The organism is Streptomyces sp. NBRC 110611, assembly GCF_001590865.1.
Classification (GTDB): domain Bacteria; phylum Actinomycetota; class Actinomycetes; order Streptomycetales; family Streptomycetaceae; genus Streptomyces.
The window spans coordinates 547,061-572,469 of sequence record NZ_BBUY01000003.1; the positions used below are offsets into that span (position 1 = coordinate 547,061).

Below are 25,409 nucleotides of genomic sequence, written 5' to 3' on the forward strand. Positions count from 1 at the left end.
CCGACGCCCGGACTTCCGACGCCCGGACTTCCGACGCCCGGACTTCCGACGCCCGGACTTCCGACGCCCGGACTTCTGACGCGCGGACTCCCGACATCCCGCCCGCGCCCGCCACGCCCCCCACGGCGCCCCCGCCCCCGGGCTTCCCGCCGACCGAGCACACCGCCCAGATCCCGGCGTACGCCATGACCGGTCACGGCTCATCCGGCGGCGGCTGGGGCCAGCCCCCGTACGGCAGCGGCGGCAGCAGTGGCGGTGGCGGCAACCCGTGGGCCGTCCCCGGTACCCCGTCCGCCCCCAAGAAGCGCAACGGCGGCCTGATCGCCGCCATCCTGGCCGCCGCGCTGGTCGCCGGCGGGGTCGGCGGCGGCATCGGCTACTGGGCCGCGGGCCGCGACGGCAGCTCCTCGACGACGGTCTCCGCCTCCGGTGACGCCGGCGCGCTCAACCGCAAGCCCACCTCGGTCGCAGGAATAGCGCAGAAGGCGCTGCCCAGCGTCGTGACCATCGAGGCACAGGGGGTCACCGGTGAGGGCGGTACGGGCACCGGCTTCGTCTACGACAAACAGGGCCACATCCTCACCAACAACCACGTCGTCGCCTCCGCGGCCGGCGGCGGGCGGCTCACCGCCACGTTCTCCAACGGCAAGAAGTACGACGTCGAGGTCATCGGCCGCGCCCAGGGCTACGACGTCGCCGTGATCAAGCTCAAGAACGCCTCCGACGCCACCCTCAACCCCCTCCCGCTCGGCAAGTCCTCCGCCGTCCAGGTCGGTGACGCCACGATCGCGATCGGCGCGCCCTTCGGCCTGTCCGGCACGGTCACCACCGGCATCGTCAGCGCCAAGGACCGCCCGGTGGCTTCCAGCGACGGCGGCGGCACCAGCGCCTCGTACATGAGCGCCCTGCAGACGGACGCGTCGATAAACCCCGGCAACTCGGGCGGCCCGCTGCTGGACGCCGCCGGTAACGTCATCGGCATCAACTCCGCCATCCAGTCGGCCGGCAACGGCGGAATGGGCCCCGAGTCCAGCCAGTCCGGCAGCATCGGCCTCGGCTTCGCCATCCCCATCGACCAGGCCAAGCGAGTCGCCCAGGATCTGATCAAGACGGGCAAGCCGGTCTACCCCCAGATCGGCGTCCAGGTCGCCATGAGGGACACCGGCGGCGGCGCGACCATCGCCCAGACCGGCAACAACGGCTCCGACGCGGTCGCCCCGAACGGCCCGGCCGACAAGGCGGGCCTCAAGCCCGGCGACACCATCACCAAGCTCGACAGCACCGTCATCGACAGCGGCCCCACCTTGATCAGCGAGATCTGGCGGCACAAGCCCGGCGACACCGTCACCCTCACCTTCGAGCGCGCCGGCAAGGAGCACACCACCCAGGTAACCCTGGGCCAGCGCACGGGCGACAAGTGACGCGCTAGTCTGATCCCCGCGGCACCCGCGCCACGGCGCGCCGGCGTCGCGGGGAGGCTTGCCCGAGCGGCCTAAGGGAACAGTCTTGAAAACTGTCGTGGCGGCGACGCCACCGTGGGTTCAAATCCCACAGCCTCCGCAGGCGGACGGCCCCTGACCAGGGATTTCCCGGTCGGGGGCCGTTTTTGTTCCCGCTCGCCGTGTATCCGTGGCCGACTGCTCTTGGCGGCGTCCGACCGTTCCTTGGCGGCATCCGACCGCCCTTGGCCGCGTCCGGCCGCCCTTTCCGGCACGGATCCGGCACGCGCAGAAGCCGTGACCCAGCGCTGCTCGGATATTGCAGTGCGCCCTGCTTGCCGGGCCGTTTTGGCTCCGCGAGGTAATTACACGACCTCTTGCTGGCCCTGGTGGGGCTGGTCGAGTTGTTGCTCGCGTTTGCGTTGTTCGATGGCGTCGGCGGTCTGCTGGAGGTTGAAGCCGCGCTCCTTGAATTTGAAGTAGCCCATCACCGAGGTGATGACGGAGACGGCGGCTGAGCAGAGGATGAGCGTCCACTGGAGCCAGTTGTGTCGGCGGCGGTAGGTTGCGCTCTCGGTGCGCAGCCGGTCGATTTCCCGGGGGATGGCGTCCCGGTAGGAGTACTGGCGTTCGCGGGGCTCCGATCCACGCGGTGAGGCACCGGCACCTTCGTCGTCGTTGCTCAGAGGTCCTCACAAAGGCTTGTGGAGGCCTGTGGGGGACTGTGGGGCCGCGTGAGGTCGTCAACTCCCGCTCATCAAGCGGTACATGCCGATCGAGTCATGTCCGGCGGTGTCGGCGAAGCCGAACTTCTCGTAGAGGAAGCGCGCAGGGCCGTCCGCGATCAGTGAGACGTAGGCGGTCGCCGGCGCCCGGCGCTCCAGTTCCTCGGTGAGCGCGGCCATGATGCGCTTGCCGAGGCCGCGGCCTTGGTGCGCGGGGTGCACGCAGATGTCGACGATCTGGAACGCGGTACCGCCGTCACCGATGATCCGTCCCATGCCGATGGGCTCGCCCTCGTGGTGGAGGACCACGCCGTGCCACGTGTTGGGCAGGGCGAGCGCGACTGCCTCGGGGGTCTTGTCGGAGAGACCGGCGTCCGTGCGCAGGCGGCGGAAAGTCTCGACGGAGGGCACGCCCACGCGCACCTCGTAAGGGTCATTTATCGAGTCCATGGATTACATGGTAAGGGGCTGGTCGAGGGCCGGCCCAGTGAAGTAGCTGGTCAGGAGGTCAGGAGGTCAGGAGGTCAGGAGCCAGGAGGTCAGGAGTCAGGAGGTCGGAAGGGGGTCGAATCGCCAGGCGAGGAGGGAGACGTTGGTGGGAAAAATCGCTGGCGGGGTGGAGGGGCTGCGGCGACCGTGGGGGTATGAGGCGATCGTTTGAGGAACTGGTGGCCGAGGCGGAGGCCGTGTCCGTCGCGGGGTGGGACTTCTCATGGCTGGAGGGGCGGGCCACGGAGGAGCGGCCCTCGTGGGGGTATCAGCGGGCGATGGCGGAGCGGCTGGCGCGGGCCTCGGCCGCACTGGACATCCAGACGGGAGGCGGGGAGGTGCTCGCCGGGGCGGCGAAGCTGCCGCCGGTGATGGTCGCCACCGAGTCCTGGCCGCCGAACGTCGCCAAGGCCACCGCGCTATTGCATCCGCTCGGCGCGGTGGTGGTGGCCGACGAGGATGAGCCGCCGCTGCCGTTCGGCGATGCGGCCTTCGATCTGGTGACGAGTCGCCATCCGGTGACGGTGTGGTGGGAGGAGATCGCTCGTGTGCTGCGGCCGGGCGGTACGTACTTCTCCCAGCAGGTCGGCCCGGCGAGCGTGTTCGAGCTGGTGGAGTTCTTCTTGGGGCCACAGCCGGAGGACGTACGGCGAGCCCGGCATCCCGACGATGCATGCCGGGCGGCGGAGGCGGCCGGGCTGGAGGTCGTCGATCTGCGTGCTGAGTCGCTGCGGACGGAGTTCTTCGATATCGGGGCGGTCATCTACTTTCTGCGGAAGGTGGTGTGGATGGTTCCGGGGTTCACCGTGGAGGAATACCGGGAGCAGTTGCGGGAGTTGGATGCCTTGATCCGGAGGGACGGGCTGTTCGTCGCGCATACGACACGGTTTTTGATCGAGGCGCGAAAGCCGGACGGTGTGTGACGTCCGGTGGTGTGTGACGTCCGGCGGTGTGTGAGGCGCGGCCTAGCGGTGGGCGGCTGAGGCGATGGTTGATCGTGCTTCGGCTTCGGGCAGGCCGGTGTGGTGGGCGGCGTCCAGGAGTCTGGCGGCCAGTTCCTGGCCCAGGCCGGATTCGTACGCCCGGCAGGCCGCCCAGAACAGGCGGGCATTGCGCTGGCCGTATGGGGAGGTGCGTACGAAGTGGACGAGTGCCGCGGCGGGATGTGGGGATAGGGGTGGGGGTGGCTGTGAGGCCAGGGGCGGCCGTGGCGGTGGGGGCGTCAGCAAGGTGAGTAGGGCGGTTGGTGCGGGTGCGGGTGCGGGTGCGGGTGCGGGTGCCGGGGCGCCCGGGGCGTCTGGTGCGAGGACGTAGCGTCCACGGGTGGTGAGCGAGCCGGGGCCGACGAGATAGCCGCCCAGGCCGCGGACGTCGATGCCCGGGGCGAGTCGACCGGCCGAGTTGGGGACGGGCGGGCAGGGCGGGCCGGTGAACCAGAGGTGGTGGCCGCCGCTCGGAGTGCGGACCACGATGGTCGGCGGGATCTCGAAGCCGTGCTGTTCGGCGAGGAGCCGGAGCGCGGTGAGGCCGTCGGCGCCGTTCTTGGTGTCGAGGTCGATGCCGATGAGGTGGTGCGGGGGCAGGCCGCACGCGATGCCGTAGCCGGTTGCCCAGGGCGCGGCGGCGAACAGCCGGCGGATCAGGAGCGGGTCGGTGCTCGCGTCGTGGACGCCGTGCCCGATACGGCCGCAGCCGCCGCGGCAGGGCGGGACCTCGGGGTGGCCGCGGTGCGGGGACCTTACGGCGGGGAGTTTGCTGCGGGTCAGCGGGATGACCGGGTAGCCGCGCGCGGCGGCGCACAGAGCGTGGGCGAGTGCGGCGAAGTGCATGTCGGCGGGATGCGTGTCGGCGGGGTGTGCGCAGGCTGGGTGTGCGGCGTCGGGGTGCGCTTCGGCATGGCGTCGGTGCGTGGCCATGACGCTATTTTCGTACGAATGTTCGATGGAGGGAAGGGGGAGCAGGAAGGGGAGCGGGGGCGTGGGGGGTGGTGTGCACGCCGGGGGGCGTGGGTGAGGGGGCACCTGCGAGGGGCGTGATGCGGCAGAGGTTTACCGCGGAGTCCTCATGCTTGCGGGGGAAACGCCCCTGCGCGGCGGATTCGCCGGGGATTCGGTGGGCAATCCTGGGGTCGCGACGTCGTGGCAAGCATCGCGGCAGTCGGCAGTCGAGCAGTCGGCATTCGGCAGGCCAACTGCGTGATGGTCAAGTGGAGTTCATGCAATCCGGAGTGAGATCGGATGGGTTGGATGGGTCGGGTGATGTGGATGGGCCGGACGGATCGGGCGCGTGGATCCGGCAGGCCGGATCCGGGTGATCGATCCAGGAGGCCCATGCGGGAGATCCGGAATTTGTGTTCCGTGGGAGGAATAGACATGGCAAATACCCGTACCGCCCGCGCCATCGCCGCGGCCGCCGCGCTGCCCTTCGCGGTCACGGTGCTTTCCGGTGTGGCGCAGGCCGATAACGGCGGCTTTGCGGATCATGGGTCGAACTCGCTGGTCACGAGCCAGGGCGGGACCGAAATCGGTGGCACCAACAACGGCAACTCGACCACCGGCCAGCTGGTCGCCAACGGTGCCGGTGCTGCCACTCCGAACAGCACCGCGAGCGTGAGTGGTGACGGATTCACCCACGTCTACCAGACCAATGCCACCCTCAACTTCGGGGGCGACAAGGGCTGACCGGGCGCCGCCAAGGGGAGCGGCCGACTGAAGGGTGATTGTCGGGGCGGCGCGGAGAGCGATGGGGTCGCTCTGGGGTTCATGGCGTCGGCCTTGACAGTGAGCGGGTTTCTGACGGACAGTCAGGAACCCGCTCACTCGTTTGTCGGTGCGTCGGGGCGGTGCGCTGGTGTGCGTCGGCAAGGCGGCGCGTGGTGGCGAGCGCGTCGGCGGTGCGGCTGGGGATGGAGGGGGCGACGGTGTGACGAAGTCGGACGGTCTCCGTGCTCCGGGTGAGCGTCATGAGCGGGATGATCTTTACGGGCGGTTGAAGGCGTTCGAGGGGGTGTCGGCCGCCACCACAGGCGTCGGCAAGGACCCGGTGAACGCCCCGATGATCCGGCACTGGTGCGAGGCGATGGGCGATGCCAACCCGGCGTACGACGGACCGGATGCCATCGCCCCGCCGACGATGCTCCAGGCCTGGACGATGGGCGGCCTCTCCGGGCACGCCGACCGCTCGCCCGCGTACGACGGACTGTTCGGGCTGCTCGACGGCGCGGGCTACACCTCCGTGGTCGCCACGGACTGCGAGCAGGAGTATCTGCGGCCGCTGCGGCCGGGTGACCGGATCACCTTCGACGCGGTGATCGAGTCGGTGTCGGAACGCAAGGCGACGAAGCTGGGGGCGGGGTACTTCGTCACCACGCGGATGGATATCCGGGCGAATGGGGAGCCGGCGGGGAAGCACCGCTTCCGTATCCTCAAGTACGCACCCGTGCAAAGGGGGTCGGAAGTCCAGGAGGCGGGCCACCCCGGAGCCGAGCGATCCCAGCCGCCGCTGCCGTCTCTGCCGCCCCCGCCGCCCCTGCCGCCCCTGCCGCCCCTGCCGTCCTCGTCACCCCCGCCGCCCCAGCAATTCCAGCAACCTCCGCGTCCCCGGCGGCCCCGCCCCGTGATCAACCGGGACAACGCCGGCTTCTGGGAGGGCGTGTCCCGGCACCGGCTGCTGATCCAGCGGTGCGGCGGCTGTGGCACCCTGCGCTTTCCCTGGCTGCCCGGCTGCCACGCCTGCGGGTCGCAGCGCTGGGACACGGTCGAGTCGTGCGGGGACGGCACGGTCTACTCGTACGTCGTCATGCACCACCCACCCTTCCCGGCCTTCGCCCCGCCCTACGCGGTGGGGCTGATCGAGCTCGCCGAGGGCGTGCGGATGGTCAGCGACGTGGTGGGGGTGCCGTACGGCGAGGTGCGGATCGGTATGCCGGTACGGCTGGAATTCCGGCAAGTGGATGAGGAGTTGGAGCTTCCGGTCTTCCGGGGCGTCGGTGGGGAGGGCGAGAGGTGCGGGGAAGGCGAGGGGCGTGGGGAGGGCGAGAGGTGTGGGGAGGAAGCGTGAACGTCGGAGACGTTCTGCCGCCGCTGGAGATCCCGGTCACCCGCACTCTGATCGTCTCGGGCGCCATCGCCTCCCGGGACTACCAGGACGTGCACCACGACGCCGAGCTCGCGCGCGCGAAGGGGGCACCGGACATCTTTATGAACATCCTGACGACCAACGGGCTCGTCGGGCGGTACGTCACCGACTGCCTCGGGCCGGCCACCGTCCTGCGCAAGGTCGCGATCCGTCTCGGCGCGCCCAACTATCCCGGGGACACCATGACTCTGCGCGGCACCGTCGTCGCCCGTGACGGGGACGTCATCGACATCCGCGTCGTCGGCACGAACGGCATCGGCCACCACGTCACCGGCACGGTCAGGGCAAAGACGGCACCGTCAGAGGGGACGGCGGGACGGATGCTGGAGCGGACGCCGGAGGGGACGACGGAGGCGACGGCGTGAGCCTGCGCAGTGCCGATGCCCTCTCCGGCCGAGCCGCCATCGCCGGTGTCGGCGCGACCGAGTTCTCCAAGGACTCCGGCCGCAGCGAGCTGAAGCTCGCCGTGGAGGCCGTACACGCCGCCCTCGACGACGCCGGTCTCGCCCCGCCCGACGTCGACGGCCTCGTCACCTTCACCATGGACACCACCCCCGAGATCACCCTCGCGCAAGCAGCCGGCATCGGCGAGCTGTCCTTCTTCTCCCGCGTCCACTACGGCGGCGGCGCGGCCTGCGCCACCGTCCAGCAGGCGGCGCTGGCCGTGGCCACCGGAATCGCCGAAGTCGTCGTCTGCTACCGCGCGTTCAATGAACGTTCGGGCCGCCGATTCGGTTCCGGCGTCCAGCACCGCGAGCCGACGGCCGAAGGCGCGGCGCTCGGCTGGTACCTCCCCTTCGGCCTGCTCACCCCCGCCTCCTGGGTCGCGATGGCGGCCCGGCGCTACCTCCACACCTACCGCCTGACGGCCGAGGCGTTCGGCCGGGTCGCCGTCACCGGCCGCCGCCACGCCGCCCGCAACCCGGCCGCGTACTTCCACGGCAAGCCCATCACCCTCGCCGACCACGCCGCCTCGCGCTGGATCGTCGAGCCGCTGCGCCTGCTGGACTGCTGCCAGGAGACGGACGGCGGCCAGGCGCTCGTCGTGACGACCCCCGAGCGGGCCCGGGGTCTCCGCCGTCCGCCGGTCCTGATCACCGCCGCGGCCCAGGGCGCCGGCCGCGCTCAGGAGCAGATGACCAGCTTCTACCGCGACGACCTGACCGGCCTGCCGGAGATGAACGTGGTCGCCCGCCAGCTCTGGCGCACCTCGCGCCTCACCCCGGCCGACATCGATGTCGCCATCCTCTACGACCACTTCACCCCGTTTGTTCTGATGCAGCTGGAAGAATTCGGCTTCTGCGCCCCCGGCGAGGCCGCCGACCTCGTCGCCGCGGACGGCCTCCCCCTCAACACCCACGGTGGCCAGCTCGGCGAGGCGTACCTGCACGGCATGAACGGCATCGCCGAGGCCGTACGCCAACTCCGCGGGACGTCCGTGAACCAGGTCCCGGACGCCGCCCATGCCCTGGTCACGGCGGGGACGGGAGTCCCGACGTCGGGGCTGATCCTCACCGCGAGCCGCTGACCCACGGCGTCCCCCACCCTGAGATGTCCCGCCCCCGCCCATCCCCCCAAAGGAGGTGGGGGCACCCCTACCCGTACGCCTTGAGACGGAGGCGGCTTCGGCACCTGGGGCCGATCCGTTGGGACCCCCCTCGCTTCTAGCGTGGAATCCATGACCACGCCTGTGTGCACCAGCGCTTCGACCGCCGCTGTGTTCCCGTCGTTCTCGTCCTATGTACGGGCCCGGGGGCCGGTTCTGCTGCGTGCCGCGCGGTCGCTGTCCGCCAACCCGAACGACGCCGAGGACCTCCTCCAGACGGCGCTGGCCAAGACCTTTGTGGCCTGGGAGCGCATCGAGGACCACCGCGCCCTGGACGGCTATGTCCGCCGCGCGCTGATCAACACCCGCACATCCCAGTGGCGCAAGCGGAAGGTCGATGAGTACGCCGTCGACGAGCTCCCCGAGCCGGATCCGCTGCCCGTGCCGGACCCGGCCGAGCTGCAGGGGCTGCGCGATGCGATGTGGCGAGCGGTGATGCGACTGCCCGCCCGTCAGCGGGCCATGGTCGTCCTCAGGTATTACGAGGATCTCAGCGAGGCCCAGACCGCCGAGATCATGGAAGTCTCGATCGGGACAGTCAAGAGCGCCGTCTCCCGCGCCCTGGCCAAGCTCCGGGAGGACCCGGAGCTGGCCATGATCGCCTAGGGTGCCGACAGGGCGGGCGGATCGTCTTGGGCTTCAACAGGGACGTGGTACCTAACGGGTGTGTACGGCCGGGGGGTTGAGGCGGGCGAATCCCTCCTGCCGCTCATAGGGGAAGTGGGGGTACGGGGCGTCCTTGGCGCTCGCGGCGTCGAGCCTCGCCACCTGTTCGTCGGTCAGGCTCCATCCGACCGCACCGAGGTTCTGCCGCAGCTGGGCCTCGTTGCGGGCGCCGATGAGGACGGACGAGACGGTCGGGCGCCGCAGTAGCCAGTTGATGGCGATCTGGGGCACGGTCTTTCCGGTCTCCTGCGCGATCTCATCCAGCACGTCCACCACCCGGTACAGCAGCTCGTCCGCCACCGGAGGGCCGTAGTCCGCGGTCTGGTGCAGTCGGCTGTCGGCCGGCAGCGGCTGCCCGCGGCGGATCTTGCCGGTCAGGCGTCCCCACCCCAGCGGGCTCCATACGACGGCCCCGACGCCCTGGTCCTGGGCGAGCGGCAGCAGATCCCACTCGTAGTCGCGGCCCACGAGGGAGTAATAGACCTGGTGGGCCACGTAGCGCTGATAGCCGTGCCGATCCGCCGCGGCGAGGGACTTCATCAGCTGCCAGCCTGAGAAGTTCGAGAGCCCGGTGTAGCGGAGCTTCCCGCTCCGGACGAGGTCGTCGAGTGTGGAGAGCACCTCCTCGACCGGCGTTCCGGCGTCGAAGGCGTGCAGCTGGAAGAGGTCTATGTAGTCCGTGCCGAGGCGGCGCAGCGCATCGTCGACCGCCCTGATGAGGCGCGAACGGGATGTCCCCGCGTCGCCCGGCCCGTCCCCCAGCGGCAGGCCGGCCTTCGTGGAGATGATGACCTGCTCACGGCGGCCCTTGATGGCGGCGCCGAGCACTTCTTCGGAGGCGCCGTTGGAGTAGACGTCCGCGGTGTCGAACATGGTGACCCCGGCCTCCAGGCAGATGTCCACCAGGCGGCGCGCCTCCGCCGCTTCGGTGGTGCCCCAGGCGCTGAAGAGCTCGCCCTGCCCGCCGAACGTGCCCGCACCGAAGCTCAGCGCGGGAACCATCAGACCCGACGCGCCCAGCCTTCTGTACTCCATGTGCTCCACAGCCGATCCCTTCCGCACGCCTTGCCTTGCCTTGCGTTGTCTTGCCTTGCGTTGCCTTGTCGGCATTGCCGTGCCTCGGCAGGCGGGCGCGACTCCCTTAACGGGATTGGGTTCCCGTTAATATGTGGTCTCAAGGTAGCAGAGGTGGACCTCTTAATGGAATAGGAGTCCCGTTATGGAGTCAGGAAGCATGCCGGAGCCGGAGGCGGTACGTCCGGGACGAGATCCGGGGGGCGTACGTCCGGGTGCTGTGCGCCCAGGAGGGCGGACGGCGCGTGTGCGCACCGCCGTGCTGCGAGCCGCTGGAGACATGCTCGCGGAGGGCGGTCTCGCCCAGCTCGACCTCGGGGAGGTGGCGCGCCGCGCCGAGGTCGGGAGAACGACGGTCTACCGCCGCTGGGGAACGCCGGCCAACCTGATCGCAGACCTGCTGGTGGATATGGCCGAGCAATCGCTGCCGCGCACCGAGACGGGGGCACTCCTCGGCGACCTGCGCGCGAACGCCCGCCTCGTACAGCGAACGCTCGCGGACCCGCGCCAGGGCGCACTCTTCAAGGCCGTGATCGCCGCCGCAACCTGCGACGACCAGACGGCCGCCGCCCTCCACCGCTTCTACGGGACCCGCGTCGAGGAGTGGGAACCCTGCGCTCGGCAGGCCGTTGAGCGCGGCGAACTGCCCGTGGGGACGGACACGCGCGAGGTGATCCGCGCCGTCTCCGCCCCCCTCTACTACCGCCTGCTGACCACTGGTGAACCGCTCGACGAAGCGAGCGCGGACCGTGCCGCCGAAGCCGCGGCCGCGGCGGCACGGGCGGGAGCCTTCGTCAGCCCGACGGCGACGGCTTGACGAGCTTCATTGGCTTCGTTCGGCTGTGTCGTCGGTCTCCGCCGCTCCAGTTGTCGCGTCGCCCGCCTCGGTCGCGCTCACTCCGTCGTCCGCTTCGGCCGTACCCGCCGCGTCGTCGGCGGTGCCTTCCGCGGCTGCCGCGGCTTCCGCCGCCAGCTTCTCCCGGCGCTTGCGCTCCGCCAGCTCGGCCGCGAACTGCTCGGACCGGAGTCGCATTTCCGCTTCCGCCTTGAGGTCGAAATTCTCCACGGTTGATCCCCTACTCCCCAGAGCCGCCTGGACTTCTGCCGACCTGCCGAATCTGCCGAATGTGTCGAATGTGTCGATCTGCTGATCCGCCGGTACCGCTCCTGTCAGGGTTCCCGCCACGTCCGCCCTGACCCGGCTCTTGCCGCGACGGAGGCCAGTAGCCGTTGCGCATGCGAGCCGCTACGCGCCGTTGCGCACGCTCCGGCGTGAAGGGCGCTCGGTGCATCCAGTATGTCCCACTTTGTCGCCAATTCGGCGCCCGTCTGGACCGTGCCGATCAGCTCCCCCGCAGTGCGTCGGCTCACCCGCACGGCGCAGTCGAGGCTGCCCTTCCGTCTGCGGGGTGCGTTCCTGGAAGCGCGAGTTTCTTCGACTGATGGAGGCAGTATGGCTGGCACGTTCGAGATGTATCAGGACAAAGCAGGCAAGCACCGCTTCCGGCTGAAGGCGAGCAATGGGGAGATCATCGCCGTCGGTGAGGCGTACAACTCCAAGGCCGCTTGCCAGAACGGCATCGACTCCGTGAAACGGAATGCGCCGACCGCACCGGTCAAGGAGGTGCGCAGCTCGGAGATGGCTTGAGTGCCGGCCGATTCCCCGGCGGGCCGGACTCTTCGACGTCGGCCCGTCGGGGGGCGCAAACAGGCCCCGTCGGGGGCGGTCGCATGCGGGGGTAGGGCGTTTCTCGCTCCTTGTCGGACTCGTTGGGCCGGATGCATGTCATCCGATAATCCGCATCCGACCACCTCGGGAGACCGACACGCCATGCGTCCGCAGATCATGTTCCATGTACTCGCGTCGGCGGCCGTCGCCGTAGGGGCCGCGCTCGTCCTGGCGCCGGCTGCCTCGGCTGCCTCCGTCCCTTCAGCCTCCTCGGTCGCTTTAGCTCCCTCCGCAGCCCCAGCCGCCCCAGCGGCGTCCGGGCGGGATGGGCATTACGGGCCCACGCCCGCGGAGTTCGTGGCGAGGGGAGGCGTTATCAAGGTCTGTACCCGGGGGACGCTCTTCGACGGGATGGCCAACCTGGGGTGCCGGGCGCCCCATGTGCTCGATGCCCGGACCACATGGCAGGACCTGCGGCAGGAGGAGGACGCGGTGGCGCCGATGCTCTGCAAGCCGTCCGTGGTGAACCGGGCCTTCGAGGCCACGGAGGTTGCCTGGCTGGGGGCCGGTGCCGCGTTCCAGTGCACTCCTGTGCCGGCCGCCTGGGGGCCGTGACGTAGCCGATGCGCCGATTCGGCGGCGGCGCCGGTTCCGTGTTGCGTAGTTCGTCCAGCAGGCGACCCGCTGGGCGCTACGCAACACGCGACCGGACAGCGGGAAGAAACCAGCCTCGTGCTTGTCGACTAGTGACGTACCACCGGATACGCCAGCAGAATCACCTGGCAGTTACGCCCGCTACCTCCGCGTAACAGCCGGGATCCATTCTGGCTCTATCTCTGGGAATCTCTGGGAGGCCCTGGTGTACAGCACGATGCAGGACGTACCGCTGCTGATCTCGCGGATTCTGGACCACGGTTCGACGGTCCACGGTCAGTCCCAGGTGACGACCTGGACGGGCGGCGACGGTGAGCCACATCGTCGCAGCTTCGCCGAGGTCGGCACCCGCGCCGCACAGCTCGCGCACGCTCTGCGCCACCTCGGAGTGGCGGAGGGGCAGGCCGTGGCGACGCTGATGTGGAACAACGCCGAGCACATGGAGGCCTACCTCGGCATCCCCTCCATGGGCGCGGTGTTGCACACCCTCAACCTGCGGCTGCCCGCCGAGCAGCTGGTGTGGATCGTCAATCACGCCGAGGACCGGATCGTACTGGTCAACGGGAGCCTGCTGCCGCTGCTGGCCCCCCTGCTGCCGCAGTTGCCGAAGATCGAGCACATCGTGGTCGTCGGTCCGGGGGACAGGTCCGTGCTGGAGGGCGCGCGGGCCCGGGTGCACGACTACGAGGAGCTGATCGCCGGGCGGCCGGAGAGCTATGCCTGGCCGGAGATCGACGAGCGGGAGGCCGCGGCGCTCTGTTACACCTCCGGGACCACCGGAGACCCCAAGGGCGTGCTCTACAGCCACCGTTCGCTCTATCTGCACTCGCTCCAGGTCAACAGCGCCGAGGCGTTCGCGCTCACCGCACGCGACATCACCCTCCCCGTAGTGCCCATGTTCCATGTGAATGCGTGGGGTCTGCCGCACGCCGCGTTCATGGCCGGGGCTTCGCTGCTGATGCCGGACCGTTTCCTGCAGCCCGCCCCGCTCGCCGAGATGATCGAGACCGTACGCCCCACCGTCGGCGCCGCCGTCCCCACCATCTGGCAGGGCCTGCTCGCCGAACTGGACGCCAAGCCACGCGATGTCGCCTGTCTCCGTACGGTCGTCATCGGCGGCTCGGCCTGCCCGCCGGCCCTGATGCGCGGCTTCGAGGAGCGGCACGGCATCCGCGTCGTACACGCCTGGGGCATGACCGAGACCTCCCCGCTGGGCACGATTTCGCACCCGCCGGCGGGCGTCGGCGAGGACGAGGAGTGGGGCTACCGGGCCACCCAGGGACGCTTCCCCGCCTCTGTCGAGGCGCGGTTGACCGGGCCGGGCGGGGAAGAACTCCCCAAGGACGGTGCGTCGGCCGGTGAGCTGGAGGTACGAGGTCCGTGGATCGCGGGCGCGTACTACGGAGGCGCGAACGGCGAACCGCTCCGTCCCGAGGACAAGTTCAGCCCGGACGGCTGGCTGCGCACCGGCGATGTCGGCACCATCACCCCCAACGGCTATCTGACCCTCACCGACCGCGCCAAGGACGTCATCAAGTCGGGCGGTGAGTGGATCTCGTCGGTCGAGCTCGAGAACCATCTGATGGCGCATCCGCACGTCGTGGAGGCCGCGGTGGTCGCCGTACCGGATGACAAGTGGGGCGAGCGGCCGCTGGCGACCGTGGTGCTGAACCAGGGAGCCACCATCGCGTGCGAGGAGCTGAGGGCGTTCCTCGGTGAGCGGATCGCGCGGTGGCAGCTGCCGGAGCGGTGGGCGGTGATTCCGGCGGTGCCGAAGACGAGCGTGGGGAAGTTCGACAAGAAGGTGCTGCGCAGGCAGTACGCGGAGGGGGAGCTGGATGTGACGCTGCTGGCGTGAGGGTTTCGGGGTGGGGGTTTCGGGGTGGGGTCGGGGTGTTGGGGTCCAGCTGGGGGGCGGTGGGGCCTCGGCCGTCGGCCTGGGCCCCACCGCCCCTACTTCGCGACCGCCGTCAGTTCGTGCCGATCTTGGCGAGGAGGTCGACGATGCGGGACTGCACCTCGGTGCTCGTCGAGCGTTCCGCGAGGAAGAGCACCGTCTCGCCGGCCGCCAGCCGCGGCAGCTGGGCCGGGTCCATGTCGGCGGACGTGTAGACGACCAGCGGAGTGTGGTCCAGCCGCCCGTTGGCACGCAGCCAGTCGACGATGCCGGCCCGTCGACGGCGTACCTGCATCAGGTCCATGACGACGAGATTCGGCCGCATCTGCGCCGCGAGGGTGACCGCTTCGGTGTCCGCGCCGGCTCGTGCGACCTGCATGCCGCGCCGTTCCAGCGATGTGGTCAGCGCGCCCGCGATGGCGTCGTTCTGCTCGATCAGCAGCACGCGCGGCGGGTGCGCCTCGCTGTCGGGCGGGGCCAGCGCCTTGAGCAGGACGGCCGGGTCCGCGCCGTACGCGGCCTCCCGGGTGGCCTGCCCCAGGCCGGCGGTCACGAGTACGGGCACCTCGGCCGCGCCCGCTGCCTGGCGCAGCGACTGCAGCGCGGTACGGGTGATCGGCCCGGTCAGCGGGTCGACGAAGAGCGCCGCTGGGTAGGCGGCGATCTGCGCGTCCACCTCCTCCCGGGAGTTGACGATCACCGGGCGGTAGCCACGGTCGCTCAGCGCCTGCTGGGTGGCGACATCGGGCGCCGGCCAGACCAGCAGCCGGCGCGGGTTGTCCAGTGGCTCCGGCGGCAGCTCGTCGTCCATCGGCGGCGGCTGACGGTCCAGCACCTCTACGGCGCCGTTCGGGCCGTCCAGCGGCTCGGGGCCTTCGCTGCCCTCGTCGGGCGCGGAGATCGCGAAGGCCCGGCCTTCGGTGGCGTCCATCAGGTGCGACTGGTGCGTCTGGTGCGGCTGATGTGATTGGTGCGGCTGAGGTAGCTGATGCGGGTGACGCTGCTGGGGCGGTGACGGCTTCCGGTCCGGCTGCTGGTCTTGCGAACCGGCCGGGTGCGGGCGCGCCTCGGCCTGCGCGGCGTCGGCGGCGGTCCTCCGCTCCCCGTCCTGCGGCGGCGTGGCGAGCTTCCGGCGGCGGCCCGAACCGGCGGACGTCCCTCCGGGCGGGGTACTGCCGGGGGGCGTCCCGCCGGTCTGGGGGGTGCTGCCGGGCGGCGGCACCGGCGGGCGCTGCGGGTCGGCGAGCGGGCGTCGCGGATCCGTCAGCGGGCGCTGCTGGTCGGTGGTGCGCTGCGGGTCGGTGAGCGGGTGGGCGAACGGCACGCCCTGGCCAAGGGTGCGCACGCTGAACGCCCGCCCGCCGGGGAGGTGCCCGTCGTCCTCAGCGGTGGGCGGCAGCGGCTGCTGGTGCGGTGCCGGTCGGCCGGGTGCGGGCGTGCCGGTCTGGCCCGTGGCCTCTTCGGCGGGGCTGGGACGACCGCGGCGGCGGCCGGTGGGGGCGGGCGCCTGAGTGGGGGACTGCGTGGTGACGTCGGGCGCCTGGGGCGTGCCTCCGGTCGGGGAAGCAGCTCCGGGACGAGCGGCGCCTCCGGGCTGAGCGGGGTCTTCAGTGGGGGGCGTGCCTCCGAGCTGAGCAGCGCGTCCAGTGGCGGGGGCGGGCGTGCCTCCGGCGAGGGGCAGGTCTCCCGTGGAGGGCGTGTCTTCAACGGGTGGCGCGACGACGCCGGGTGGCGCGACGACGTCGGGTGCCGTGCCGCTGGCCGTATCGGTTCCCTCAGCCGGGACGTTGGGGCCGACGGACCCGGTCGGTGCGGTGGGACCGTCCGGCTGTGCCTCCAGCCCGTCCGGGCCGGCGACGAAGGTGCCGGACGACTCCGAGTCGGCCATCGCGGCTGCCGCCCGCTCTTCGGCCGCGGCGCGCCTGGCCCGTCGACGGCCGGTCGGCTCGGCGCCCCAATCCCCTTGCGGAGCAGGAGCGGTGTGATGGGCGTGGGAGGGGCCGGCGGCAGGGCTGGAGCTCGGGCCGGGGCCGGTAGGGGGATGGGGGGTGGCGTCCGGACCGGTGGCCACCGGCCGGCGCGCACGGCGGCGCCCCGTCCCGGCGCCGACCTGCGGATTGGGCGCCTGTGCCGGTACCTGCTCGGCCGCTGCGGGCAGCGCCGGCCGCCCCGACCGCGCCGACTCCGGCGTCTGGTCCGCGGCGGCGGGCGGCAGCGCGAAAGCGGTACGCGCACCGGCCGACGGCTGGGCCGTGCCGGTTGCCCGTACGGAATGCTCGCTCTGCTCCGAATGCCCGCTCGGTACCGAATGCTCGCCCTGTGCGGAAGGCTCGGCCTGGGAGGAGCGATGCTCGCCCTGGGCGGAGCGCTGGGGTGCCTCGGCCAGCGCCCGGCGCGCTCGACGGCCGGTCGGCTGTACGGGCCCCAGCCCCTCCGGCCTGGCCGGAACCTGCGTCTGTCCGGGGATGTGCGTCTGCCCGGGGACGGGTGCCTGGCTGTGGGCCTGCGCCTGGTGATGGGCCTGCGCCTGGCCGTGGTCATGTGCCGCCTGGCCCGGAATCTGTGCCTGTCCCGGGGCAGGCTGCTGCTGCGCTGCCCCTGAGGCGTGGCCCGCAGTCGGGGCCTGACCCGCCGCCGGGGCCTGGGCCGGGATATGCGGGCGTGCCGGAACGGCGGCCGAAGTCGCCCCGGATCCCGGCCGCCCGGGCGCCTGGTCGGGTACCTGGGCTGCCCGATGCGCCTGGTTCGCCCGACCTGCCTGGTCTGGCTGGTGCGCCTGCTGGTCTGGCTGGTGTGCCTGGGCCGCGCCGGTCGGCAGCTCAGGCAATCCGCCGCCCTCCGTCGCACTCTGCCGGGCCCGCCGCCGCCCGGTCGGCGGTACGGCCTCGGCCCCCGCGACGCCCGACGGCAGCCCCGTACCGTCCGCACCCTGCCGCCTGCCCTGGCCACCGCCCTGGTCGGCGTCCGCCGCCCGCGAGCCGTCCGCCGCTGCCCGGTCGCCCTCGGCTCCGGCACCCTGCGGGCCCTCGGCACCCTGGTCCGCGGCCGGGCGCCGGGCCCGCCGTCCCGTCGGCCGCGCCGTGCCCTCCGTGCCGCCCGCGCCGTCCGCGTTGCCCGAGGCGCCGCCCGTACGGCCCTGGGCACCCTGAGCATCCTCGTTACCCCGGTCGCCCTGGGCGCCGCCCCGCGACTCGGCGGCCGACCTCCTGGCCCCTGTCGCCCCTGTCGTCTCCGACGACTCCGCCTTCTCGGCTTCTCCGGACCCTCCGGATCCCCCGGACCCTCCGGCCTTGCCCGTCCCTCCGGCCTTGCCCGTCCCTCCGGCCTCTCCGGCCTGCGCGCCGACCAGCCTGGCGCCAACACCTACCTGCCCCACCGAGCCCGTAACCGCTGAGCCCATGCCCGCCGAGCCCATGCCCGCCGAGGTCGTGCCCGCCGAGGTCGTGCCCGCCGAGCCCGCCTCCACGGCATCCGGAGCATCCAGCGTCGCCGCGCCGTCCGCCGCTACCGGCAGCTCCAGCACGTACGCGCTGCCGCCCGCGCCCGGACCGCCCGGGCTGCCGCCCGGCACCTCGTGCGTCTGCATCAGCCCGCCGTGCCGCCGTACGATCCCGCGCACGATCGGCTCATGGACCGGGTCGCCGCCGCCGAACGGCCCGCGCACCTCGATCCGTACGACATCGCCGCGCTGGGCCGCCGCCACCACGATCGTCGAGTCACCGGGGACCACAACCGGCCCCGTCCCGGTCCCCGCTCCCGTCGTCGTCCCCGTTCCCGGCCCCGTCCCCGTACGCCCGCTCGCGCCGAGAGCGGCCGCACTGCCCGGCCCGCCGAGCGGCATCCGCCCCGTCGAGTCCACGCCCGCGACGTCCGCGATCAGATGCGACAGCGCCTGCGCGAGCCGCTCCGCGTCCACCGTCGCTGCTATCGGCGGCGCGTGTACCGCGAACTGCGCCCGGCCGGGGCCGATCAGCTCGATCGCGCCCTCCACGCCCGCTGCGACCACGGCATCCAGCGAAACCTTCGTGCGGTGGAGCTTCTCCTTGCCGGAGTCCAGACGCTGGTAGCTCAGGACGTTGTCCACCAGCGTCGTCATCCGGGCGTGGCCGGCCGCGAGGTGGTGCAGGATCTGGTTCGCCTCCGGCCACAGCTGGCCTGCCGGGTCGGACGCGAGCGTGCCCAGCTCGCCCTTCAGCTCCTCCAGCGGCCCGCGCAGCGCCTGTTCCAGCACGGCCAGCAGCTGCGCGTGGCGCGCCGCCAGCGCGTCGTACGGGCGCCGGTCGGTGAACGTCATCACCGCGCCGACGAGCTGATCGCCGTCCCGTACCGGCGCCGTCGTCAGGTCGACGGCCACCGCACGCCCGTCCTTCGCCCACAGCACCTGTCCGCGCACCCGGTGCTTGCGCCCGGATTTGAGCGTGTCGGACAGCGGGGTGTCCTCCCACGGCAGCGCCGTGCCGTCCGCCCGCGAGTGGTGAATGAGCGGGTGCAGCACCTTGCCGCCCAGCTCGCTCGCCCGGTAGCCGAGGATCTGCGCCGCGGACGGGTTGACGAGGACGACCTTGCCCTCGGCGTCGACGCCGACCACACCCTCGGCCGCGGCCCGCAGGATCATCTCGGTCTGCCGCTGCTGGCGGGCCAGCTCGGTCTCGGTGTCCAGAGTGCCGGTCAGATCGCGTACGACGAGCATCAGCAGCTCGTCGCCCGTATAGCCGTTGCGGTGATCGGCGTATGCGGCCTCGAAGGCGGACTCGTACGGGGTGCGCCCGTCCTCCAGGTTGGCGCTGGTCACCTCGACCAGCAGCTCGGTCCCGTCCGTACGCCGCGCCACCATCCGCGTCGGCTTCGTCCGGCCGCCTTCGCTCTCCTCGTCGTGGCGCCGCATCGAGCCCGGAATGCGCTTGGAGTCGAACGACGGCAGCAGATCCAGCAGACCGCGCCCCACCAGGGCCGTGCCCGGCGCCTCGAAGGTCTCCAGCGCGATGGCGTTGGCGTTGACGACCGTTCCGTTGCAGTTGACGAGCAACAGGGCGTCGGGAAGGGCGTCGAGTATGGCTGCGAGGCGAGCAGCGCCTCGGGATGGCCTGCTGCTCACGAGACGCTTTCCTCCCTCTTACCGCACCGTGCCGGTCCGCCGTGGCGGACCGCTGGGATGGAGTCTACGGGCACTTCGCTGCGACGCGGAGGCGGATGACGGGGCGGATGGCGGGGCGGTGACGCGGTGGAGATGTGGTGGGGATGCGGTGGCGACGCGACGGCCGGGTGCGACTCACCGCACGCCCGACATGTGCCGCTCATATGCCCCTCGTCCTGACCTTTCGCACCACTCCCGCAGGAAAGAGGTACACCGGGCTGGTCACGACAAGGGGTTCGAACCGGTCGTCGTGGGGAGCAGCGGCTCGAAGTCGTTCCAGCGGCTGACCTCGCACCCATTGGTGCGCTTGAAGTGGGCGTTGACGCGCCGACCCGCCCAGGTCCCGGTGACTCGCGCGGTGGCCGGGCCGCCATAGATCATCGTGCATTGCGCGCTCTGCGGTGTGGGGGCGAACGGATCCTTGCCCCACTTCGTCATGCGGTCCAGCTTGGCGCAGGCGCCTTTGGGGTCGCGGTGGGTGCTGCCGTTGCTCGGGTGGCAGTACAGCTCGAAGGTCCCGTTCGCGCTCGACGAACCGGAGTGGTGGACGGTGACGGTGAGGTGGTCGACGGGGGCGTGCGGCACCAGCACGTCGTGGTGGAAGGGCAGACGGTCGTCGCCGGCCACTCCGGTCCAGGCGGGTACGTCGGGTGGGACGGGCGAGCCTTGAGCCCCGCGCGAGCCCCGGCCGCCGGGGCTGCTGTGCCCCCCGTGCCCCTGGTGCCGCCTGTGCCTGATGTTCTCGGGGTTCTCGGGGTGATCATCCAAGCCGTAGAGGAAGCCGAGCACCCCGCGGTTCGGACGCTCCGCACCCACCTGACCTGCGTCTGCCCGATCGCCGCGAGTCCCATGATCACTGCGGTCACCGAGTCGGTAGCGGTCGATGGGCGCCGGGTGGCCGGCAGGGAGGGCCATGGCTCTGTGGTGGCCCGCGCCCGTGACCCCGTTCTCGGACACATGGCGAGGCAGCGGGACCGGGGCGGCCGACACGGTGGCCGATGCGGTGGCCGATGCGGTGGGTGCCGCCAGGCCCAGCATGGCGGTGGCGGCAGCCGTGGCGACGATGGGCAAGATCCGCCGGTACGTCTGTCGGTACGTCCGGCAATGCGTTCGGTGGTGCGTCCACTGGTACGGCATCACAGTCTCCAGAGAGGCGAGTGCGGGGCGGTACGCGGTCCATACGCGCCGGGGGCGCACGACACAAAGGTCGACACGGCCCCACACACCTAACGCGTTGCCGCCCCCGACGTTTCGCCGCAGGAACGTCTTTGCCGGGTGGCCCGCGCGCCTAGTACCGTAGGGGGCGATTGGTGACAGCCCTTGGGACTGTGCCATCATCTGGACACGCCACAGTGCGCATGCGCGCGTGGGGTGTGTGGAGGCGTCGCCTAGTCCGGTCTATGGCGCCGCACTGCTAATGCGGTTTGGGGCTTACCCCCCATCGAGGGTTCAAATCCCTCCGCCTCCGCTCTCTTTAGTTCAGGCCCTGGTCATCCCGACCAGGGCCTGACTGCTTTCCGCCCGCAGGACGCTCACCCGCGCACAGCGCCTCTCCTGGCCCACCGAGTGCCCCTCCTAGCCCAGCGAGTGCCTCTTCCTGGTCCACTCAGCCGAGGGGCGTGGTGCCCGTCACAATCGGCACTGATTCCGTCGAGGCCGCCCTCGGGCAGAGTGCGCCCCGATCCCCGCCCTAAGTGCATATCCGCAGGTCAGCGGGGGTGAGGCGAACGGATTTCGCCTCACGGCGCAGGTCATGTAATGTTGTTCCCGCAACGCCGACCGGCAAGAAAAACCGCCGGAAAGCCAAGCGCTCGTAGCTTAACGGATAGAGCATCTGACTACGGATCAGAAGGTTGCAGGTTCGAATCCTGCCGAGCGCACAGTAGGTCAAAGCCCCTCCGGGATCTTCCGGAGGGGCTTTGTCGTGCCGTACGGCGGTCCGCCCGGGGGGCGCGGCGAGCCCCGGGCGGCTATTGCACCTGGCTTACGGGTGGTCGCTCATGGTGATGGGGCGTGGGGCCGTGGGGCTGGGAGGGCGGAGCATGGACCAGGTGCGGGGGCCGTTGCCGGGGAGGTGGAGGGTGGCGGTGATCTGGAAGCCCAGGCGTTCGTAGAAGCGGACATTGCCTTCGTCGGAGGTTTCCAGATAGGCCGGTACGCCTGCCCGCTCCGCCGCTGCGATGCCCGGACGGATGACCGCACGGCCCAGACCGCTCCCCTGGCGGTCGGGGGTGACGCCTATGGTGCCGAGGAACCAGGCCGGTTCGGTCGGCCGGTGCGGCAGCAGGGCCGCCTCTGCCTCCTCGTACGCCGTGAGGCGGTCGCCCGCCAAGGCGGCGAATTCCGGTGCCAGTTCGGCGAAGACGGCCTCGGCGTTCACCGTTTCCGGGGTCGTCCAGACGGCTACCGCATCGCCGTCGTCGGCGACCCAGACGCGGCCGTGGGCCAGGCCGACACGGGTCAGGAAGATCTCCTGGAAGCGTTCCATGCGGTGTGCGTGGTCGGCGGCGTCCACGGTGTGCCGGGTCCATGGGTAGTTGGCGAAGGCCTGGGTCAGCGTCCGGACGGCGCGGGGGACGTCTTCGGCGGTGGCCGGCCGGACGACGGCCCTGGCTTCGGGGCCGGCTTCGGGGGCGGTTGCGGTGCCGGCTGTGGGGTCGGCTTTCGGGGTGGTTGTGGTGCCGGGTGCTGGGCTGCCGTTGTGGTTCCCGGTCATGGGTGGCCTCCGCTCTGTGACGTGCGGGCTGTCTGCGTCCTCGTCGGGGTCGCGATGCTGGGCTGGTCTGGGGGCTGGGCTGTTCTGGGACAGTAAGGCCACTTCTGGGGCATGCGGCTGCGGGGCGGAGACAATGCGCCACCGCCGGTCGGGGTCGGGACGCGGCCATGACCGTCGCACCGGGAGAAACGATTAGGCGTGGGCGTGACAGTCGCGTAAGGTTGGGGCTACCGACGCGGGGTGGAGCAGCTCGGTAGCTCGCTGGGCTCATAACCCAGAGGTCGCAGGTTCAAATCCTGTCCCCGCTACTGATGCCGTAGGCCCAGTGGACTGATGTCCGCTGGGCCTACGGCTTTTTGTGCTCTCGGTGTTCTCGGTGCCCTCGCTGCGCTCGCAGTGCTCAGTGCCCCGCTGTTCTCGGTGTTCTCGGTGTCGGGGTCAGGGGTGTGCGGGGGGTGGTGGGGAGGTGTAGTGGGCGCCGGGGCCGGTGGGGGCCGCGGGGAGGTGGGGGTGGAGGAGGAGCTCGTCGTCGTAGTCGCCGGTGTTCTGGTGGCGGAAGGGGAGAGGGGGAGTGGTGGGGAGGGTGAGAAGGCGGTCGCGTAGGCGGGTGGCGGCGGTTTCGTAGGTGGTGGCGGTGGTGCGGTCCGCGCTGGGGATCGGGAGGGGAGGGACGACGGACATCCCGGTGTACCAGAGGGTGCCGTGCTGGAGGGGGAAGAGGAGGTCGTTGAGGTCGCCGTTCACGCCGCGCGGGCCGAGGGTTGCGGCGCGGGCGCCGGCGGTGGTGATGACCATGGCCCGTTTGCCGGTCAGCCGGCCGTCGCCGTAGCGGCGGTGGTGGCCGGTGGCAGGGTCGGTGAGGCCGAAGCCGAAGCCCTTGACGAGGACGCGGTCGAACCAGCCCTTGAGGATGGCCGGCATTCCGTACCACCAGAGGGGGAACTGGACGATCAGGGTGTCCGCCCAGGTGACCTTCTCCTGCTCGATGACGATGTCCGGGCTCAACGTGCCTTGCCTATAGGCACGTTCGGAGGCGTCGCCCACGAAGAAGCGGTCGGCCGGGTTGTGGTCGTAGTCGGTGGCGTCGACCACGGGATTCCACTTCATCGCGTAGAGGTCGGAGACGCGGTGCTGGTGGCCGTGGGCTTCGAGGGTGCGCAGCCCCTCGGTCTTGAGGGTGCCGCTCAGGGAGCGCTGGTCGGGGTGGGCGAACAGCCAGAGGACCTTCATGGGGTCCGAGGTGGGGATCGTGCACCGGATCTTCGGGGAGGCGCGGTCCGCGCACGGGGAGCGGCTGTACGAGGTGGTGACCTGTGCGCCGGCGCCCGGTGAGGTGCGTACGGACACCGACTTCACGGTCAATGTGGCGTACGGGCCGGAGGCGCTGGCGGAGGCCGACACCGTGGTCGTACCGGCGTCCGACAACGACTACGACCTGGGGAGGGTGCGGTGTGACGGGCGGCTGAGCGAGGGCATGGCCGACGCCCTGGGGCGGATCCGGCCGGGTGCCCGGATCGCGTCGATCTGCACGGGGTCGTTCGCGCTGGCCGCGGCCGGTCTGCTGGACGGGCGGCGGGCCACGACGCACTGGCGGTCGGTGGATGACTTCCGGCAGCTGTTCCCCGCGGTCGAGCTGGACGCGGGCGTGCTGTACACGGACGAGGGGGAAGTCCTGACGGCCGCCGGGGTCGCGTCGGGGATCGACCTGTGTCTGCACATGGTCCGGTGTGATCACGGGGCGGCCGTCGCCAACGAAGTGGCCCGCGTCGATGAGCGTACGGACGTTCACCCGGCGGTTCCGGGAGGAGGTCGGGGTCTCTCCGCTGCAGTGGCTGACCGGGCAACGCGTCGAACGGGCGCGGCAGTTGCTGGAGGAGACGGACCTGCCGGTGGATCGGGTGGCGGCGGAGGCGGGGTTTGGGACGGCGGCCTCGTTGCGGGCACATCTGCAGTCGGCGCTGGGGGTGTCGCCGCGGGCCTATCGGAGCACGTTTCGGGGGTGAGGGGAGGGCCGGGAGAGTGGGTGGGGATGGGGGAGCGGGCAGGGGAGAGGCGGGGGGGTATGTCCGAGGCCGTTGTCAGTGGGGGGTCGTACGCTGGCGATGTGTGGCGATGTACGGGGCCGCGCTGGTCAGGTGGCGGGTCGGCGGGCAGGCCGGATGGCAGGTCCGGGGCGGGAGCGGAGGCTGCGCCGGGGGCGGCGCGGGGGCAGGTGCCGGGGGCGGGGCTGGAGTGGGGGTTCGCACAGCGGCTCGGCTGGTACTGCGCCGAGCGCGGGGAGGCGCGGGTCAGCATGCTGCCCGCGGGCAAGCGGCTGGCGTTCGCCGCGCTGGGGGAGCGGCGGTGCCTGGGGGTGTGGCGGGCCGGTCGTTGGATCGTGTGCCCGTATGCGGCGGTGCTCGACGGGGCGAGTGCCAGGGACCAGTGTGCGCGCTGTGCCCAGCTGGATCGTTCGCGGTCGGTGGCTGCCGACACGATGGCCGACGATCCGCGTCCGTACGGCGTCTATCTCGCGTACTTCGGTCCCGGTCTGCTCAAGGTGGGGATCACGGCGATCGGGCGGGGGCCGGCGCGCCTGGTGGAGCAGGGGGCGGTGGCGTACGCGTGGCTGGGGCGCGGGCCCCTGATGGCGGCGCGGCGAGCAGAGGCGCTGCTGGGAAGCGCGCTGGCGGTGCCCGACCGGTTCGGGAAGGCGGCGAAGAGGGCGGCGCGCGGGGCGCTGCCGCCGGCGCCGGAGCGGGTTGCCGAACTCGCCCGACTTCACGATGCGGCCTGCGGGTTGGCGGGCTGGCCCGAGACGCTGACGCCGGTGGAGTTCGCCTGCACGGATCATACGGAGCTGTTCGGGCTCGACCGGATTCCGGGCGAGGTGGCGGAGCTGGGCGGACTGACGTCGGGCGCGGAGATCGTGGGGGAGGTGCTGACCGGGGTGGGGGCGGACGTGTATCTGCGGCTGGCTGGGGCCGAGGAGGCCGGCGGGGTGGTTGCGGTGCTGGATGCGCGGATGCTGTCGGGGTGGGTGCTGGGGGCGGCAACGGGGCGGACGACGACCGTCCCGTTGCGGTCCGCGGTGCGTGGGGCGGGGGAGCGGCAGGCCCCTCGGCGGGACCAGCAGGAGCATCGGCAGGCGGGTCGGCAGGAGGGGCTGTTCTGATGGGAGTGGGGGAGCAGGGGAGTAAGGGAGTAGAGGGAGCAGGGGAGTG

General features: G+C 71.4%; 21 protein-coding genes, 4 tRNA genes and 1 pseudogene. 17 read left to right on the forward strand and 9 right to left on the reverse strand.

Annotation, left to right across the window (positions count from 1 at the left end):
* A partial coding sequence (locus tag AZE13_RS10625) for a S1C family serine protease (RefSeq protein WP_258527702.1) occupies window positions 1-1,421 on the forward strand: 1,421 nt, incomplete at its 5' end.
* A gap of 52 nt (window positions 1,422-1,473) precedes the next feature.
* A tRNA-Ser gene (locus AZE13_RS10630) sits at window positions 1,474-1,560 on the forward strand.
* Between the two features lie 244 nt (window positions 1,561-1,804).
* Here AZE13_RS10630 and AZE13_RS37960 read toward each other — a convergent pair.
* Together AZE13_RS37960 and AZE13_RS10635 are read right to left on the reverse strand one after the other, a co-directional pair.
* Complete coding sequence (locus AZE13_RS37960) at window positions 1,805-1,927, reverse strand: hypothetical protein (protein WP_258527703.1); 123 nt, start codon at window positions 1,925-1,927, stop codon at window positions 1,805-1,807.
* Between the two features lie 255 nt (window positions 1,928-2,182).
* The gene (locus AZE13_RS10635; protein WP_066929377.1) at window positions 2,183-2,614 is read right to left on the reverse strand and encodes a GNAT family N-acetyltransferase; all 432 of its coding nucleotides are present in this window, start codon (window positions 2,612-2,614) and stop codon (window positions 2,183-2,185) included.
* Between the two features lie 194 nt (window positions 2,615-2,808).
* Between AZE13_RS10635 and AZE13_RS10640 the strand changes: the two genes are divergently transcribed.
* Window positions 2,809-3,576, forward strand: coding sequence for a class I SAM-dependent methyltransferase (locus AZE13_RS10640; RefSeq protein ID WP_066929379.1), 768 nt, complete (start codon window positions 2,809-2,811; stop codon window positions 3,574-3,576).
* A gap of 42 nt (window positions 3,577-3,618) precedes the next feature.
* Here AZE13_RS10640 and AZE13_RS10645 read toward each other — a convergent pair whose 3' ends face one another.
* Complete coding sequence (locus tag AZE13_RS10645) at window positions 3,619-4,482, reverse strand: bifunctional DNA primase/polymerase (RefSeq protein WP_066929609.1); 864 nt, start codon at window positions 4,480-4,482, stop codon at window positions 3,619-3,621.
* A gap of 543 nt (window positions 4,483-5,025) precedes the next feature.
* Between AZE13_RS10645 and AZE13_RS10650 the strand changes: the two genes are divergently transcribed.
* The 5 genes from AZE13_RS10650 to AZE13_RS10670 all read left to right on the forward strand — a co-directional run bounded on the left by AZE13_RS10650 (window position 5,026) and on the right by AZE13_RS10670 (window position 9,002).
* Window positions 5,026-5,334, forward strand: coding sequence for a hypothetical protein (locus AZE13_RS10650; RefSeq protein ID WP_066929381.1), 309 nt, complete (start codon window positions 5,026-5,028; stop codon window positions 5,332-5,334).
* 241 nt (window positions 5,335-5,575) lie between these two features.
* Complete coding sequence (locus tag AZE13_RS10655) at window positions 5,576-6,712, forward strand: bifunctional MaoC family dehydratase N-terminal/OB-fold nucleic acid binding domain-containing protein (RefSeq protein ID WP_066929383.1); 1,137 nt, start codon at window positions 5,576-5,578, stop codon at window positions 6,710-6,712.
* Window positions 6,709-7,155, forward strand: a complete 447-nt coding sequence (locus AZE13_RS10660; protein WP_079123874.1) for a MaoC family dehydratase — start codon at window positions 6,709-6,711, stop codon at window positions 7,153-7,155. The genes AZE13_RS10655 and AZE13_RS10660 overlap by 4 nt, the downstream gene beginning before the upstream one ends.
* Entirely contained in the window at window positions 7,152-8,318 is a 1,167-nt protein-coding gene (locus AZE13_RS10665) for a lipid-transfer protein (RefSeq protein ID WP_066929387.1), read from the forward strand. The genes AZE13_RS10660 and AZE13_RS10665 overlap by 4 nt, the downstream gene beginning before the upstream one ends.
* A 150-nt stretch (window positions 8,319-8,468) precedes the next feature.
* Window positions 8,469-9,002, forward strand: coding sequence for a SigE family RNA polymerase sigma factor (locus AZE13_RS10670; protein ID WP_066929389.1), 534 nt, complete (start codon window positions 8,469-8,471; stop codon window positions 9,000-9,002).
* Window positions 9,003-9,053: 51 nt separating this feature from the next.
* Here the strand turns inward: AZE13_RS10670 and AZE13_RS10675 are convergent, their stop codons facing one another.
* Window positions 9,054-10,097, reverse strand: a complete 1,044-nt coding sequence (locus AZE13_RS10675; protein ID WP_066929611.1) for an aldo/keto reductase — start codon at window positions 10,095-10,097, stop codon at window positions 9,054-9,056.
* A 199-nt stretch (window positions 10,098-10,296) separates the two neighbouring features.
* Between AZE13_RS10675 and AZE13_RS10680 the strand changes: the two genes are divergently transcribed.
* The gene (locus tag AZE13_RS10680) at window positions 10,297-10,953 is read left to right on the forward strand and encodes a TetR/AcrR family transcriptional regulator (RefSeq protein ID WP_066929391.1); all 657 of its coding nucleotides are present in this window, start codon (window positions 10,297-10,299) and stop codon (window positions 10,951-10,953) included.
* Window positions 10,954-10,959: 6 nt separating this feature from the next.
* Here the strand turns inward: AZE13_RS10680 and AZE13_RS10685 are convergent, their stop codons facing one another.
* Complete coding sequence (locus AZE13_RS10685) at window positions 10,960-11,202, reverse strand: hypothetical protein (protein WP_066929393.1); 243 nt, start codon at window positions 11,200-11,202, stop codon at window positions 10,960-10,962.
* A 387-nt stretch (window positions 11,203-11,589) separates the two neighbouring features.
* On the opposite strand from AZE13_RS10685, the gene AZE13_RS10690 reads away from it, so the two are divergent.
* The 3 genes from AZE13_RS10690 to AZE13_RS10700 all read left to right on the forward strand — a co-directional run bounded on the left by AZE13_RS10690 (window position 11,590) and on the right by AZE13_RS10700 (window position 14,317).
* Window positions 11,590-11,784, forward strand: coding sequence for a YegP family protein (locus AZE13_RS10690; RefSeq protein WP_066929395.1), 195 nt, complete (start codon window positions 11,590-11,592; stop codon window positions 11,782-11,784).
* A gap of 432 nt (window positions 11,785-12,216) precedes the next feature.
* Window positions 12,217-12,420, forward strand: a complete 204-nt coding sequence (locus AZE13_RS36285; RefSeq protein WP_147264638.1) for a hypothetical protein — start codon at window positions 12,217-12,219, stop codon at window positions 12,418-12,420.
* 244 nt (window positions 12,421-12,664) lie between these two features.
* Window positions 12,665-14,317, forward strand: a complete 1,653-nt coding sequence (locus AZE13_RS10700) for a long-chain fatty acid--CoA ligase (RefSeq protein WP_066929399.1) — start codon at window positions 12,665-12,667, stop codon at window positions 14,315-14,317.
* Window positions 14,318-14,429: 112 nt separating this feature from the next.
* Here the strand turns inward: AZE13_RS10700 and AZE13_RS10705 are convergent, their stop codons facing one another.
* Together AZE13_RS10705 and AZE13_RS39230 are read right to left on the reverse strand one after the other, a co-directional pair.
* Window positions 14,430-19,451, reverse strand: coding sequence for a PAS domain-containing protein (locus tag AZE13_RS10705; protein ID WP_066929400.1), 5,022 nt, complete (start codon window positions 19,449-19,451; stop codon window positions 14,430-14,432).
* A gap of 261 nt (window positions 19,452-19,712) precedes the next feature.
* The gene (locus AZE13_RS39230; RefSeq protein ID WP_398780130.1) at window positions 19,713-20,117 is read right to left on the reverse strand and encodes an SSI family serine proteinase inhibitor; all 405 of its coding nucleotides are present in this window, start codon (window positions 20,115-20,117) and stop codon (window positions 19,713-19,715) included.
* Between the two features lie 750 nt (window positions 20,118-20,867).
* On the opposite strand from AZE13_RS39230, the gene AZE13_RS10715 reads away from it, so the two are divergent.
* A tRNA-Ser gene (locus AZE13_RS10715) sits at window positions 20,868-20,958 on the forward strand.
* Window positions 20,959-21,297: 339 nt separating this feature from the next.
* Window positions 21,298-21,370 (forward strand) — tRNA-Arg (locus AZE13_RS10720).
* Between the two features lie 104 nt (window positions 21,371-21,474).
* Here the strand turns inward: AZE13_RS10720 and AZE13_RS10725 are convergent.
* Window positions 21,475-22,206 (reverse strand): GNAT family N-acetyltransferase, encoded by a 732-nt coding sequence (locus AZE13_RS10725; protein WP_066929402.1) that lies wholly within the window; start codon window positions 22,204-22,206, stop codon window positions 21,475-21,477.
* Window positions 22,207-22,440: 234 nt separating this feature from the next.
* On the opposite strand from AZE13_RS10725, the gene AZE13_RS10730 reads away from it, so the two are divergent.
* Window positions 22,441-22,514 (forward strand) — tRNA-Met (locus AZE13_RS10730).
* A 130-nt stretch (window positions 22,515-22,644) separates the two neighbouring features.
* Here the strand turns inward: AZE13_RS10730 and AZE13_RS10735 are convergent.
* Window positions 22,645-23,436, reverse strand: coding sequence for an NAD(P)H-dependent oxidoreductase (locus AZE13_RS10735; protein ID WP_066929404.1), 792 nt, complete (start codon window positions 23,434-23,436; stop codon window positions 22,645-22,647).
* Between AZE13_RS10735 and AZE13_RS10740 the strand changes: the two are divergent.
* A pseudogene (locus tag AZE13_RS10740) lies at window positions 23,435-24,209 on the forward strand (GlxA family transcriptional regulator). The gene AZE13_RS10735 and the pseudogene AZE13_RS10740 overlap by 2 nt on opposite strands.
* Before the next feature lie 290 nt (window positions 24,210-24,499).
* Window positions 24,500-25,360 carry a DUF2797 domain-containing protein gene (locus AZE13_RS10745; protein WP_079123897.1) on the forward strand — a complete coding sequence of 287 codons (861 nt, stop codon included), beginning with the start codon at window positions 24,500-24,502 and terminating at the stop codon, window positions 25,358-25,360.
* The last annotated feature ends 49 nt before the right edge of the window (window positions 25,361-25,409 follow it).

Excerpts from the sequence above, each read along its gene's own strand:
- AZE13_RS37960 (WP_258527703.1), bottom strand. The coding sequence starts at position 1,927 with ATGGGCTACTTCAAATTCAAGGAGCGCGGCTTCAACCTCCAGCAGACC.
- AZE13_RS10635 (WP_066929377.1), bottom strand. The coding sequence starts at position 2,614 with ATGGACTCGATAAATGACCCTTACGAGGTGCGCGTGGGCGTGCCCTCC.
- AZE13_RS10640 (WP_066929379.1), top strand. The coding sequence starts at position 2,809 with ATGAGGCGATCGTTTGAGGAACTGGTGGCCGAGGCGGAGGCCGTGTCC.
- AZE13_RS10645 (WP_066929609.1), bottom strand. The coding sequence starts at position 4,482 with ATGCACTTCGCCGCACTCGCCCACGCTCTGTGCGCCGCCGCGCGCGGC.
- AZE13_RS10650 (WP_066929381.1), top strand. The coding sequence starts at position 5,026 with ATGGCAAATACCCGTACCGCCCGCGCCATCGCCGCGGCCGCCGCGCTG.
- AZE13_RS10670 (WP_066929389.1), top strand. The coding sequence starts at position 8,469 with ATGACCACGCCTGTGTGCACCAGCGCTTCGACCGCCGCTGTGTTCCCG.
- AZE13_RS10675 (WP_066929611.1), bottom strand. The coding sequence starts at position 10,097 with ATGGAGTACAGAAGGCTGGGCGCGTCGGGTCTGATGGTTCCCGCGCTG.
- AZE13_RS10680 (WP_066929391.1), top strand. The coding sequence starts at position 10,297 with ATGCCGGAGCCGGAGGCGGTACGTCCGGGACGAGATCCGGGGGGCGTA.
- AZE13_RS10690 (WP_066929395.1), top strand. The coding sequence starts at position 11,590 with ATGGCTGGCACGTTCGAGATGTATCAGGACAAAGCAGGCAAGCACCGC.
- AZE13_RS36285 (WP_147264638.1), top strand. The coding sequence starts at position 12,217 with ATGGCCAACCTGGGGTGCCGGGCGCCCCATGTGCTCGATGCCCGGACC.
- AZE13_RS10725 (WP_066929402.1), bottom strand. The coding sequence starts at position 22,206 with ATGACCGGGAACCACAACGGCAGCCCAGCACCCGGCACCACAACCACC.
- AZE13_RS10735 (WP_066929404.1), bottom strand. The coding sequence starts at position 23,436 with ATGAAGGTCCTCTGGCTGTTCGCCCACCCCGACCAGCGCTCCCTGAGC.
- AZE13_RS10745 (WP_079123897.1), top strand. The coding sequence starts at position 24,500 with ATGCTGCCCGCGGGCAAGCGGCTGGCGTTCGCCGCGCTGGGGGAGCGG.